This window comes from Paractinoplanes atraurantiacus (assembly GCF_900215205.1).
GTDB classification, from domain to species: Bacteria; Actinomycetota; Actinomycetes; order Mycobacteriales; family Micromonosporaceae; genus Actinoplanes; species Actinoplanes atraurantiacus.
In genome coordinates this window covers 447,823-460,516 of sequence record NZ_OBDY01000004.1, presented here as the reverse complement: position 1 = coordinate 460,516, position 12,694 = coordinate 447,823, and the positions used below count along the sequence as shown (strand labels likewise).

The 12,694-nt window shown below is 71.9% G+C and carries 9 protein-coding genes; 8 read left to right on the top strand and 1 reads right to left on the bottom strand.

Annotated features, from left to right (window positions below):
- Window positions 1-97: 97 nt before the first annotated feature.
- A complete protein-coding gene (locus CRP55_RS14115) occupies window positions 98-772 on the top strand; it encodes a lysophospholipid acyltransferase family protein (RefSeq protein ID WP_097320307.1) in 675 nt (224 codons plus the stop codon).
- On the opposite strand, the gene CRP55_RS14110 is transcribed toward CRP55_RS14115, so the two are convergent.
- Window positions 769-1,866, bottom strand: coding sequence for a hypothetical protein (locus tag CRP55_RS14110; protein WP_097320306.1), 1,098 nt, complete (start codon window positions 1,864-1,866; stop codon window positions 769-771). The genes CRP55_RS14115 and CRP55_RS14110 overlap by 4 nt on opposite strands.
- 167 nt (window positions 1,867-2,033) lie before the next feature.
- Between CRP55_RS14110 and CRP55_RS14105 the strand changes: the two genes are divergently transcribed.
- The 7 genes from CRP55_RS14105 (at window position 2,034) to CRP55_RS51450 (ending at window position 12,689) form a co-directional block, all read left to right on the top strand.
- On the top strand, window positions 2,034-2,831 hold the full coding sequence (locus tag CRP55_RS14105; RefSeq protein ID WP_097320369.1) for an alpha/beta fold hydrolase: 798 nt from the start codon (window positions 2,034-2,036) through the stop codon (window positions 2,829-2,831).
- Window positions 2,832-2,841: 10 nt separating this feature from the next.
- Window positions 2,842-5,346, top strand: a complete 2,505-nt coding sequence (locus tag CRP55_RS14100) for a SpoIIE family protein phosphatase (RefSeq protein ID WP_245922979.1) — start codon at window positions 2,842-2,844, stop codon at window positions 5,344-5,346.
- Window positions 5,343-5,687: an STAS domain-containing protein gene (locus tag CRP55_RS14095; RefSeq protein ID WP_097320304.1), complete on the top strand. Its 345-nt coding sequence runs from the start codon at window positions 5,343-5,345 to the stop codon at window positions 5,685-5,687. The genes CRP55_RS14100 and CRP55_RS14095 overlap by 4 nt, the downstream gene beginning before the upstream one ends.
- Before the next feature lie 19 nt (window positions 5,688-5,706).
- Window positions 5,707-7,653 carry a TIGR03960 family B12-binding radical SAM protein gene (locus tag CRP55_RS14090; protein ID WP_097320303.1) on the top strand — a complete coding sequence of 649 codons (1,947 nt, stop codon included), beginning with the start codon at window positions 5,707-5,709 and terminating at the stop codon, window positions 7,651-7,653.
- Window positions 7,653-8,432, top strand: a complete 780-nt coding sequence (locus CRP55_RS14085) for a TIGR03936 family radical SAM-associated protein (protein ID WP_097320302.1) — start codon at window positions 7,653-7,655, stop codon at window positions 8,430-8,432. Before CRP55_RS14090 ends, CRP55_RS14085 begins: the two co-directional genes overlap by 1 nt.
- Window positions 8,433-8,585: 153 nt before the next feature.
- Window positions 8,586-12,056 (top strand): Rne/Rng family ribonuclease, encoded by a 3,471-nt coding sequence (locus tag CRP55_RS14080; protein WP_245922978.1) that lies wholly within the window; start codon window positions 8,586-8,588, stop codon window positions 12,054-12,056.
- Window positions 12,057-12,173: 117 nt separating this feature from the next.
- A complete protein-coding gene (locus CRP55_RS51450) occupies window positions 12,174-12,689 on the top strand; it encodes a hypothetical protein (RefSeq protein WP_101536185.1) in 516 nt (171 codons plus the stop codon).
- The last annotated feature ends 5 nt before the right edge of the window (window positions 12,690-12,694 follow it).

Here is a 12,694-nt window from a genome sequence, read left to right as displayed (position 1 = left end):
CGTCGGCAAGATCGACAGGGACTTCCCTGGTGACGTCCGCTACCCTCACAGCCGCCCCCCACCGTTTTCGCACCACCCCGTTCCGGAGGAACCCCCGTTGCCGCTGCTCTATACGATCGGCAAATTCACCGTCGGCAATGCGCTGAAGATCGGCTGGCGACCGCGTGTCGAGGGACTCGAGCACGTGCCCAGGGCGGGTGGAGTGATCTTCGCCAGCAACCATCTGTCCGTGGCCGACGAGCTCTTCATCGGTGCTGTCGTGCCCCGGCATCTCTGCTTCTGGGCCAAGTCCGATTACTTCGACGGCACCGGCCTCAGCGGCTGGTTCACCCGTAACCTGCTCAACGGCCTCGGCGCGGTGCGGGTCGAGCGGGCCGGCGGGCGGGCCGCTCTGGCCGCCTTCGACGGCGCGATCCCGGTGCTCAAGGCAGGCGACGCGGTGGTCGTCTATCCGGAGGGCACCCGCTCGCCCGACGGCAAGCTCTACCGCGGCCGGACGGGCGTGGCCCGCCTCGCGGTCGCGGCCGGTGTGCCGATCATCCCGGTGGGCTGCCTCGGAACCGAGGAGGTGCAGCCGATCGGCCAGCCCTATCCGACGCCCCGCCTGCGCGGTGGCTCGGTCACCCTGAAATTCGGCAAGCCGATCGACCCGGCCGGCCGTTCGGACGACCGCACCTCGCTGCGCGAGCTCACCGACGAGGTGATGGCCGAGATCCAGAAGCTGACCGGCCAGGAGTACGTGCCGCGCTACGCGCCCAAGAAAGAGGGCTAAGGCTTCGTCAGCACGGCCTCGCGCAGGCGGGCGACCAGGTCGGCGCTGTCCTGGACCGAGCGGCGGGTGAGCAGCACGGTGGCCAGGCTGCCGTGGTCGGCCCAGGCGCAGACCACGACCGTCGAGCCGTCGTCGCGGCCGACGCCGCAGCTCTCGTGGGCGCCGAACTCGCCGAGGTCGAACGACTGGACATCGGAAAGTTTGTACTCGTCGGCGACCTGCTCCAGGTGGGCGCCGACGTCGCTGCCGGGGGTGAGGCGGAAGCCGGTCATGCCGAACACGGTGACCCGCTTGCCGCGGTCGTCCTTGTACTCGCCGGCGAAGCTGCCGGAGCCGGAGTCCTGAGTGTCGCGCAGTTGCAGGTCGGCGAACGACTCGGGCAGCACCGCGGTGACCGGGTACTGCGCACTCGACAGTTGGTAGGCGCCGAACGGTATGCCGCAGCAGCAGGCGACGCTGAGCAGGCTGAACAGCGCGAGGCGGCGTCCCCAGCGGCTTTTGCGCCGCGGCGGCGTGGGCAGCGGGCGGGCCGGCTGGCGCGGCGCCCAGGGCGGGGGAGCGGGCAGCGGGCCACCGGTCGGCGGGCCCGTCGGCGGCCGGGGCGCGACGGGCTGGCGCTTGGCCGCCTTACGGTCCCGCCTGCGCTGCTTGGCGGGCTTGGACGGCAGCGGTACGGGCGGTCCCGTCACCGGGCGCGGCGAGACCGGGGCCGGGGCCGGGGCCGGGGCCGGAGTCGGTGGGGCGGCGACCGGCGGCCGGCTGGTGAACGCGGGTGGCTGCGGCGCCTCGACCTTCGTCGGCTGCGGCGGCTCCACGCGCGTCGGCGGCAGCGGTGTCTCGGGGACGGCCGGGAACGGGTCGAGTGGAGTGTCGTAGTCGGCCCACGGGTCGACGGCCGGGGTGGCCAGTCGGTCGTCCTCGGGCTCGGTCTCGCGCTGCCACCACCGCTTCTTCGGCTCCGGCGGCACCACGGCCGCGGCCCCGCTCCAGCGGGCCGGCGCGTCCACGGTGGAGTGTTCCGCGCCGTCCTCGACCCGGGTCGGCTCGGGCATCCCGGCCGCCGGCGTGGTGTCGCCCGGCTGCTGGCCGTCCATCTCCTCGATCTCCTTCGCTGCCGGCCGTGATCTCCGGCGAGGGGTCTTGTCCCAGGTTAAATGCGGTTCGCCACCCCCTTCGAACAGTACGAAGGCGAATCCGGATGCAAATGCCGGACAACCTGGGCGATGTGCGGAACGCTCTGGAGCCGTATGGTTACCGGGACATGAGAACGACACAGAGAAACGCCGTCACGTTGACCGGCAACGGCACCGGTCAGCCGATGGTGTTCGCGCATGGCTATGGCTGCGACCAGAACATGTGGCGCCTCGTCGCTCCGGCCTTCGCGGACTCCTACCGGCTCGTCCTGTTCGATCACGTCGGCAACGGCAGATCCGACCTGTCGGCGTACGACGACGAGCGCCATTCGACGCTCAGCGGCTACGCCGACGACATCCTCGAGATCCTGCACGAGCACGATCTGTGGGACGTCGTCTTCGTCGGCCACTCGGTGAGCGCGATGATCGGCGTGCTCGCCGCCATCAAGGAGCCCGAGCGGTTCGCCAAGCTGGTGCTGGTCGGCCCCTCCCCGCGGTACATCAACGAGCCCACCGAGGACTACGTCGGCGGTTTCAACCGGTCCGACATCGACTCGCTGCTCGACTCGCTCGACAGCAACTATCTGGGCTGGTCGAGCACGATGGCCCCGGTGATCATGGGCAATCCGGAGAGGCCCGAGCTGGGCGAGGAGCTGACCAACAGCTTCTGCCGCACCGATCCCGAGATCGCCAAGAAGTTCGCGCGGGTCACGTTCCTCTCCGACAACCGCGATGATCTGCTCAAACTTCGTACTCCCGCCTTGATCCTGCAATGCTCGGATGATGTGATCGCTCCCGACATCGTCGGCGACTACGTCCACAAGCACACGGCCGGCAGCACCCTGGTGCGGCTGAACGCCACGGGGCACTGCCCCAATCTGAGCGCCCCGGACGAGACGATCGACGCCATGAAGGCCTGGCTGTAAGAAGCGGACCGTGAGTGACTCTGGTGGGCCGGACGTGACGCAGGAGTTGCGGCTGCCCTGGGACGAAGACCCCGATGACCTGTACGAGCACGCGCCGTGCGGGTATCTGACCACCCTTCCCGACGGCACGATCGTCCGGGTCAACCAGACGTTCCTGACCTGGACCGGATATACCCGCGGCGAGCTGGTCGGGCACCGGCGCTTCCGTGACCTGCTCAGCTCCGGCGGGCAGATCTACCACGAGACCCACTACGCCCCGCTGCTGCGCATGCAGGACGAGGTGCACGAGCTGGCCTTCGACGTGGTCTGCGCCGACGGCCGCCAGCTGCCCACCCTGGTCAACTCGACGCTGGGCCGCGACGAGGCGAAACAGCCCCGCGCGATCCGGACGATGATCTTCAACGCGACCGAGCGGCGGCAGTACGAGAAGGAGCTGCTGCTCGCCCGCAACATCGCCGAGGCGTCCGAGCGGCGCGTCCGGGTGCTTCAGCAGATAGTGGCCGACCTGTCGGCCGCGCCGACCGAGGCCGAGGTGGCCGAGGCGGTGGTGCGCGCGCCCGAGGCCGCCTTCGGCGCCGCCAGCAGCAGCATCTATCTGGTCGACGTCGAGCGCGACCAGATCGTGGCCGTGGCCTCGACCGACCCGACCACCGGCAACTGGGACGACATGCCGCGCTCCTCGCCGCGGGCCGTGGCCCGGGTCGCCGAGCGCGGCGACCTGCACGTGGTCGCCTCGATCACCGAGGCCAAGGAGCACTTCCCCGACCTGGTCGACTCGATGCGGCGCTCCGGGCGCAACACGGTCGTATTGTTGCCCTTGACCACAGGTCCGACCGACGAGCAGGCCGGCATCGTGACGCTGGGCGTGCTGGCCTTCAGCTTCAAGGGCGAGCACAAGCTCAGCGACGGCGAGCTGCGCGTGGTCCGGCTGCTCGGCCAGCAGGCCGGTCAGGCGCTCGACCGGGCCCGGCTCTACGACGACGTCCGCCGCCGCGAGGAGCGCAGCCAGTTCCTGGCCGAGACGACCGGCGCGCTCGACGAGGTCTACCGGCTCCAGCCCCGCATCCGCCGGCTGCTCGACCGGCTCGTGCCCGAGGTCGCCGACTGGGCCGAGGTGCGCCTGCAGGTCGGCGCCGTGCCGATCGAGGAGCCCAAGGGCAGCCCGGCCCCGGACGCCGAGCTGCTCCAGAAACGCCTGGGCAAGGTGGCCGCCAGCGGCGAGGCGATCTTCTCGGGCGAGGACGACGCGCTCGACTGCTCGGTGCTGCCGCTGACCGCCCGCGGGCTGGTCCTGGGCACGCTGGCGCTGCGGATGGCGCCCGACCGGCGCGACGCCGCGGCCGAGCGGGCCTTCCTCAGCGACCTGGCCGACCGGGCCGCGCTCGCGCTGGAGAACGCGCGGCTCTACGAGCAGGAGCGGCAGATCGCCCGCACGCTGCAGCGCAGCCTGCTCGCGGGCGAGCTGCCCAGCGGCGACAACCGCTTCGCGGTCGAGACCTTCTATCAGGCCGCGGCGCAGGACCTCGAGGTCGGCGGCGACTGGTACGACGCGTTCCTGATCAACCCGGACAAGCTGGCCGTGGTGGTCGGCGACGTGGTGGGCCGGGGCATCGACGCCGCCACCACGATGGGGCAGCTGCGCAGCGCGGTCCGTGCCCTGGCCACGAACGGGGACGGGCCGGCCCGGCTGATCGAGGGCCTCGACCGGTTCTGCGAGCGGGTCGAGCCGGCCCGCATGGCCACTGTGGCCTACGCGGAGATCGACCTGGTCACCGGCGAGATCGCGTACTGCTGTGCCGGTCACCTGCCGCCGCTGCTCCAGGAGCCGGCCGGGTCGCCGGAGTTCCTGATGCACGCCCGCTCGGCGCCGATCGGCAGCCGGGCCGGCAACACGAGCCGCACGGAGCACCGCCGCCGGCTGCCCGCCGGCAGCCGGATGCTGCTCTACACCGACGGCCTGATCGAGCGGCGCAGCCGCAGCATCGACAAGGGCTTCGAGATCCTCGCCCGCGAGTACGCGAGGCGGCGGGACGCGCCGCTGCAGGGCCTGGCCGCCGGGCTGGCCGACACCCTGGTCGGCAAGGACCACGCCGACGACGTCTGCATGCTCTGCCTGACGCTCGGCACCGAGGAGCGCATCGAGCGCACCATCGGCGCCGACCGCATGCAGATCGCGCTGCTGCGGGCCGACCTGCGGGCCTGGCTGGTGGCGCACGGTGTCGGGCCCGAGGGCCGCGACGCGGTGCTGCTGGCCTGCTCCGAGGCGGTGGCCAACGCGATCGAGCACGGCTACCGCGACGACCCGTTCGGCATGATCGACGTGGTGGCGACGGTGACCGAGGACGCGGTCGAGGTGCGCGTCACCGACCGCGGCACCTGGCGCGGCCCGCTCAGCGACGTCTCCCGCGGCCGGGGCCTCCAGCTCATCCGGGAGTCGATGGACCAGGTGCTGTTCGACCGCAGCGACGGCACCACGGTCACGATGAGGCGCCGCCGCGGGGAGGACGACGAGTGACCGATCAATGGGTCAAGTTCTCCACGTTCGGCGACGCCGAGCTGGTCAGCCTCACCGGCGAGATCGACCTGGCCAACGCACCCGACATCGGCAAGGAGATCGTCAAGCGGGTGCAGTCGGCCGGCAAGGTGCTCATCGACCTCACCACGGTCTCGTTCCTCGACAGCGCCGGCGTACGGCTGCTGGACGCCCTGGTCGGCGACCTGTCCGACCATGGGACCCCCACTCGGCTGGTCGTCGGCGAGCGCGGGGCCGCCCGGATGACGTTGCAGCTGTGCGCCTTCCGGGAGGACGTGCTGGCCACCGATCTCGACCGGGCGGCGGCGGATCTTTCGGGATAGCAAAGTACCCTGGAGCCCCATGAGCGTACGTTCCGTCTTCCCGCAGCTCGAGCAGCTGCTGCCCCGGGTCAGCAAGCCGATCCAGTACGTGGGCGGCGAGCTCGGCGCCGTCGTCAAGGACTGGGACGCGACCACGGTCCGCTGGGCTCTGATGTACCCCGACGCGTACGAGGTGGGCCTGCCCAACCAGGGCGTCCAGATCCTGTACGAGGTGCTCAACGAGCAGCCCGACGTCCTGGCCGAGCGCACGTACGCGGTCTGGCCCGACCTCGAGGCGCTGATGAAGGAGAACGGCGTACCCGCCTTCACCGTCGACGCGCACCGCCCGGTGCGGGCGTTCGACGTGCTCGGCCTCTCCTTCGCCACCGAGCTCGGCTACACCAACATGCTCTCCGCCCTCGACCTGGCCGGCATCCCGCTGGACAGCGCCGACCGCACCGAGGACGACCCGATCGTCCTCGCCGGCGGCCACGCCAGCTTCAACCCGGAGCCGATCGCCGACTTCATCGACGCCGCCGTGCTCGGCGACGGTGAGGAGGCGGTCCTCGAGATCACCGGCATCATCCGGGAGTGGAAGGCCGAAGGCCGTCCCGGTGGCCGCGACGAGCTGCTCCTGCGCCTCGCGCGCACCGAGAGCATCTACGTGCCCCGCTTCTACGACGTCGACTACCTGCCCGACGGCCGCATCCAGCGCGTCGTGCCCAACCGCCCGGACGTCCCGTTCCGGGTCGCCAAGCGCACGACCATGGACCTCGACGCCTGGCCGTACCCGAAGAAGCCCCTGGTCCCGCTGGCCGAGACGGTCCACGAGCGGTATGCGGTGGAGATCTTCCGCGGCTGCACCCGTGGCTGCCGCTTCTGCCAGGCCGGCATGATCACCCGCCCGGTCCGGGAGCGCTCGATCACCACGGTCGGCCAGATGGTCAAGGAGGGCCTCGAGTTCTCCGGCTTCTCCGAGGTCGGCCTGCTCTCCCTGTCGAGCGCCGACCACTCCGAGATCGGCGACATGTGCTCCGGCCTGGCCGAGCAGTACGCGGACACCAACGTCTCGCTGTCGCTGCCCTCGACCCGGGTCGACGCCTTCAACATCGACCTGGCCCAGGAGCTCTCCCGCAACGGGCGCCGCACCGGCCTCACCTTCGCCCCCGAGGGCGGCTCCGAGCGCATCCGCAAGGTCATCAACAAGATGGTGACCAAGGAAGACCTGATCCGTACGGTCGTCACGGCCTACGGCAACGGCTGGCGCCAGGTCAAGCTCTACTTCATGTGCGGCCTGCCCACCGAGACCGACGAGGACGTCCTCGAGATCGCCCACATGGCCCACGAGGTCATCCGGGCCGGTCGCGAGGCCGCCGGCACCAAGGACATCCGCTGCACGGTGTCGATCGGCGGTTTCGTGCCCAAGCCGCACACCCCGTTCCAGTGGGCGCCGATGGAGCGCCCCGAGGTCATCGACGCCCGGCTCAAGATGCTCAAGCAGGAGATCAACAGCGACCGTGGGCTGGGCCGGGCCATCGGCTACCGCTACCACGACGGCGAGCCGTCGCTGATCGAGGGCCTGCTCTCGCGCGGCGACCGCCGGGTCGGCGCGGTCATCCGCCGGGTCTGGGAAAAGGGCGGCCGCTTCGACGGCTGGAGCGAGCACTTCTCGTACGCCCGGTGGATCGAGGCCGCGGCCGAGGTCCTGCCCGGCTTCGGCGTCGACCTCGACTGGTTCACCACCCGCGAGCGCGAGCAGCTCGAGGTCCTGCCCTGGGACCACCTCGACTCGGGCCTCGACAAGGACTGGCTCTGGCAGGACTGGCAGGACTCCCTGACCGAGTACGAGCAGGACGACTGCCGCTGGACCCCGTGCTTCGACTGCGGCGTCTGCCCGTCCATGGACACCGAGATCCAGATCGGCCCCACGGGTAAGAAGCTGCTGCCGCTGACCCCGATCAAGAACTCCCTCGGAGTGTCGGCCTGATGGCTCCTCCCAAGAATCAGCCCGTCGGCGGCCAGGCCCCGGTCGTCCAGCGCGTCCGGCTGCGCTACGCCAAGCGCGGCCCGCTGCGCTTCACCTCGCACCGCGACTTCGCCCGCGCCTTCGAGCGCGCGCTGCGCCGCGGCGGGGTTCCCATCGCGTTCTCGCAGGGCTTCACCCCACACCCCAAGATTTCGTACGCCAGCGCGGCGCCGACCGGTGTCGGCAGCGAGGCCGAGTACCTGGAGATCGGCCTGCAGGCCGAGGTCGACCCGGAGAAGCTGCGGGTCGCCCTCGACGCGGCCCTGTCGCCGGGTCTCGACATCCTCGAGTCGGTGATCGCGCGGGAGGGCGGCGGCAGCCTGGCCGACCGGATCGACGCCTCACATTGGCGTCTCGAGCTCCCCACGGTCGACCCGGCCGAGGCCGAGGCGGCCGTCAAGGCGTTCCAGGACGCCGAAGAAGTGCTGGTCGAGCGCATGACGAAGCAGGGCAAACGCACCTTCGACGCCCGTCAGGCAGTGACTCGCATCGCTGTGACGCAGCAGTCCGACCTACCTTCCGGGGCGGACGGCACACCGTGTGCGATAATCGACCTTGTCGTACGACAGGTGACGCCCGCCGTGCGACCCGATGACGTCCTTTCCGGCCTGCGCGCGGTAGCGGGCCTGGAGCCGCCGGTGCCCCCGAGGGTGACCCGGCTGGCCCAGGGCATGCTCACCGCGCAGGGGGAGATCGTCGATCCGTTGAACGCGGATCGCGAGCCAGCCCTTCCTGGGTAAGGACGCCTCCATCGGAGGGCGCTAGCTGCAGCCGGCGTCCCTTGACAGACTTCGGAAGCCCGTCCGCTTACCCGGCGGGACCGAAAAACTTGCGGCGACCCTGCGTGGCAGCGCTCAAACGCGCCCGGGGCCGCCAGAACTGGAGAGCGCCCCATGCTCGATAACGAGCCCCGAGACAACTCGGGAGACCAGGGCGGTGAGCAGGGCGGAGCAGTCACTCCGCCCGACGCCACCGCAGCCACCACTCCTGCGCGCCGCACGCGTGCCCCACGCCGCAAGGCGGCGGCCGCGGCCGCCCCGCCACCGGCCGACGCCCCCGGCGCCGAGCCGGGCACGGGCACCGAGGCGGCAGCCGCTTCCGACGCTGCCTCCAGCAGCGCTGCGGCGCCTGGTGATTCCATAGCCTCAGCTGAGGCGGCCACCCCGCCGGCGGCCGAGGAAGCACCGGTCAAGCCGGTGAAGCGGACCCGCCGCAAGGCCGCGGCCCCCGCTGCCGCGCCCGCGGCCCCTGCTGAGGACCCGACCCCGGCCGACGTGCCGGTGGGCGAGGCCGCTCCGGCCGCCGCCCCGGTGAAGCGCACTCGCCGTAAGAAGGCGGCCGCTCCGGCCGCCGCCGAGACCCCTGCCGCCGAGCCGGCCCCGGTTCTCGCCGAGGCCGCGCCGCTCGATCCCGTCGCCGCGACGACGCCTCCCGCCGCGCCCGCTGAGGCCACGGCCCCTGCTGCCGCCGCTGGTTCGGCCGCTGCTGCGGCTCCTGCCGTCCCGGCTGAGACGTCGGCCGCTGCCGCCGCTGCTCCGGCCGATGCCGCCGTCGCTGCTGCTCCGGCCGCTGCTGGTGGGACGCCGGCCGCGAATCTTGTCGCGGGCGAGGAGCCCGTCGTCGAGGAGCCCGAGGCCGAGGAGGCCGAGGGGACCACCGTCATCGGTGTGCTGCCGCTGGACGCTGACTTCGTCGAGGAGAAGCCGGCGCCCCGTAGCCGTCGGCGGGCCGCGGCTCTGCCGCCGGCCGTGCTGTTCATGCCGCCGGACCCGACCGAGGCCGAGGCGGCGCCCGCGCCCGCCCGCCGCACCCGCCGGGGCGCCACCAGCGTTCCCCCGGCGATCGCGCCCGAGGCCGCCGAAGCCGAGGCCGCTCCCGCGCCCGCCCGCCGGTCGCGTCGTGGGGCTGCCGCCGTCGCGCCGGTGACCGCGCCCGAGGTCGAGGAGCCGGTCGGCGAGGCCGAGGCCGAGGTCGCCGACCTGCCCGTCGTCGAGGAGCCCGCCGAGGGCACCCGCCGCACCCGGCGCCGCCGTCGTGGCGCCGCCGAGGAGCAGCCGGTCGAGGCCGAGGTCACCGACACCGTGGCCGAGCCGGTCGTGGACGAGGCCGACGAGAGCGCCGATGACGTCGAGGACGGCATCGACGACGAGTCGGACGATGACGACGACTCCGCGAGCGGCCGCCGCCGTCGCCGCCGGGGCCGTCGCGGCCGCGGCCGGGGCAAGGGCCCGGCCGACGAGGCCGACCAGGACGAGAACGACCAGGACGACGAAGACTCGGACGAATCGGGCGCCGAGGCGTCGGCCGACGAGGACGACGACGAGACCGACGGCGAGGGTGTCACCCGCCGCCGCCGGCGACGGCGGCGCAAGGGCTCGAGCGGTGACGGCGAGACCGGTGGCATCGAGGACGGCGTGCACACCGTCGTGCGGGTGCGCGAGCCGCGCCGCACCGACGAGGTGCAGGGCGTCTCCGGCTCGACCCGGCTCGAGGCCAAGCGCCAGCGCCGCCGCGACGGCCGTGAGCAGCGCCGGACCCGCCCGCCGATCCTGAGCGAGTCGGAGTTCCTGGCCCGCCGCGAGGCCGTCGACCGGGTCATGGTCGTGCGCCAGAAGCCGGACCGCATCCAGATCGTCGTGCTCGAGGACGGCGTGCTCGTCGAGCACTACGTCTCCCGCAGCACCTCCGGCACCATGGTCGGCAACGTCTACCTCGGCAAGGTGCAGAACGTGCTGCCGAGCATGGAGGCGGCGTTCGTCGACATCGGCCGGGGCCGCAACGCTGTCCTCTACGCCGGCGAGGTCAACTGGGACGCCACCGGGCTCGAGGGCCGGGCCCGCTCGATCGAGCAGGCGCTGCGCTCCGGCGACTCGGTGCTGGTGCAGGTGACCAAGGACCCGATCGGGCACAAGGGCGCCCGGCTGAGCAGCCACATCGCGCTCTCCGGCCGGCACCTGGTCTACGTGCCCAACGGCAACGCCTCCGGCATCAGCCGCAAGCTGCCCGACAACGAGCGCAAGCGCCTTCGTGACGTGCTGAAGAAGCTCGTGCCGGACGGCGCCGGCGTCATCGTCCGGACGGCGGCCGAGGGCGCGAGCGAGGACGAGTTGGCCCGCGACGTCAAGCGGCTGCAGGCCCAGTGGGAGGACATCCAGCGCAAGGCCGCCGACGGCCACGCGCCGGCCGCCCTCTCCGAGGAGCCCGACCTGGTCATCCGGGTCGTCCGTGACCTCTTCAACGAGGACTTCCGCGAGCTCATCGTGCAGGGCGACACGGCGTACACCGAGCTCGAGAACTACCTCGAGTCGGTCTCGCCCGACCTGCTCGACCGCATGCACCGCTACACCGGCACGGGCGACGTCTTCGCCGACAAGCGGATCGACGAGCAGATCCTCAAGGGCCTCGACCGCAAGGTCTTCCTGCCCTCGGGCGGGCACCTGGTCTTCGACCGCACCGAGGCGATGACCGTGGTCGACGTCAACACCGGTAAGTACACCGGCGCGGGCGGCAACCTCGAGGAGACGGTGACCCGCAACAACCTCGAGGCGGCGGAGGAGATCGTCCGGCAGCTGCGGCTGCGCGACCTCGGCGGCATCGTGGTCATCGACTTCATCGACATGGTGCTGGAGAGCAACCGCGAGCTGGTGCTGCGGCGGCTCACCGAGTGCCTGGGCCGCGACCGGACCAAGCACCAGGTCACCGAGATCACCTCGCTCGGCCTGGTGCAGATGACCCGCAAGCGGATCGGCGCGGGCCTGCTCGAGGCGTTCAGCGAGACCTGCGACCACTGCAAGGGCCGCGGCGTGCTGATCCACACCGAGCCGGTGCCGGAGAAGCGCCCGAACGGTGCGGCGAACCAGGTCAAGGCGGTCGCCGCGGCCACCACGACCGCTCCGCCGGCGCCCCAGCAGCAACAGCCGGCGAAGGAGGGCAAGTCCCGCCGTCGCCGTGGTGGCGGCGAGAGCGCGCCGGTGGCCGAGGCGGCCGTGGTCGAGGTCGCGCCGGTCGAGGCGCCGGTGGAGAACCCGCCCGCGACACCGACCGAGGTCGTCCTCAGCGAGCCCGGTGAGAGCCCGGTCGCGCTGGTGGCCGAGCTGCCGCCGGTGCACGGGTCGGGCATCGTCACGCCGGGGGCCAAGCTGACCGCGGCCGAGCCGGACGACGACTACGACATCAGCGGCTACGACCTGTCCCGTTACGAGGCCCCGGAGCCGGCGGCCGAGGCCGAGCCGTTGCGCCTGACCGGCGCCGACGACCCGGACGCGGCCGACGACGATGACGAGGACGACGATGAGCCGGTGGGCGCCGGCGCGGGGCGGCGCCGGTCGCGCCGCGGTGGCACGCGCAGGCGTACTCGTCCCTGATCAACGGGCTGAAGGGGCGGTTCGGTAAAGAAAGTTAACTACCGAGCCGCCCTTTTCCATCGACGTCGGTTACCCTCGCGGGATCGATCCCCGTTCCCCCGAGGAGACCGAGTCCCCATGCGTCTTGCCCTCCCGGCTCTCGCGGCCGCGTCCCTTCTCTCCCTCGCCGCCTGCTCGGGCGGTGCCGCCGATGAGGCCCCGGCCGGTCAGGCTCCGGCCGCCACCCCTGGCGCGTCGGTCGCCCCGGCTCCGCCGGCCCCGGTCGACCCGTCGGCCGCGGCCTCGGCCGACGCGGCGCTGGGCGGTGACACCGAGGCGATCTGCGCGCAGGCCGGCCGGGTCAGCACCGCCTTCGGCGAGACCTTCATCGCCGACCTCAAGCTCCAGATCGACGCCGCGAGCCAGGGTGCGACGGCCAAGCAGCAGGCCGATCAGAAGATCGAGCGGGACGTGACGAGCTATTCGTACGCCCTGGCCGACATGGCCAAGCTGACCACCGACCCGGCGCTGAAGAAGGCGCTGACCGACATGAGCAAGCAGGTGACAGCGCTCAAGGGCGATCTCACCAAGATCAACGCTGAGAAGATGTCCCAGATCACGGGTACACTCGACAAAGCGTGCGGAAAGGGCTGAGCGTC

Bases quoted from the DNA above. Each gene is read 5' to 3' on its own strand.
- CRP55_RS14110 (WP_097320306.1), bottom strand. From the start codon at position 1,866: ATGGACGGCCAGCAGCCGGGCGACACCACGCCGGCGGCCGGGATGCCC.
- CRP55_RS14105 (WP_097320369.1), top strand. From the start codon at position 2,034: ATGAGAACGACACAGAGAAACGCCGTCACGTTGACCGGCAACGGCACC.
- CRP55_RS14090 (WP_097320303.1), top strand. From the start codon at position 5,707: ATGAGCGTACGTTCCGTCTTCCCGCAGCTCGAGCAGCTGCTGCCCCGG.
- CRP55_RS14085 (WP_097320302.1), top strand. From the start codon at position 7,653: ATGGCTCCTCCCAAGAATCAGCCCGTCGGCGGCCAGGCCCCGGTCGTC.
- CRP55_RS14080 (WP_245922978.1), top strand. From the start codon at position 8,586: ATGCTCGATAACGAGCCCCGAGACAACTCGGGAGACCAGGGCGGTGAG.
- CRP55_RS51450 (WP_101536185.1), top strand. From the start codon at position 12,174: ATGCGTCTTGCCCTCCCGGCTCTCGCGGCCGCGTCCCTTCTCTCCCTC.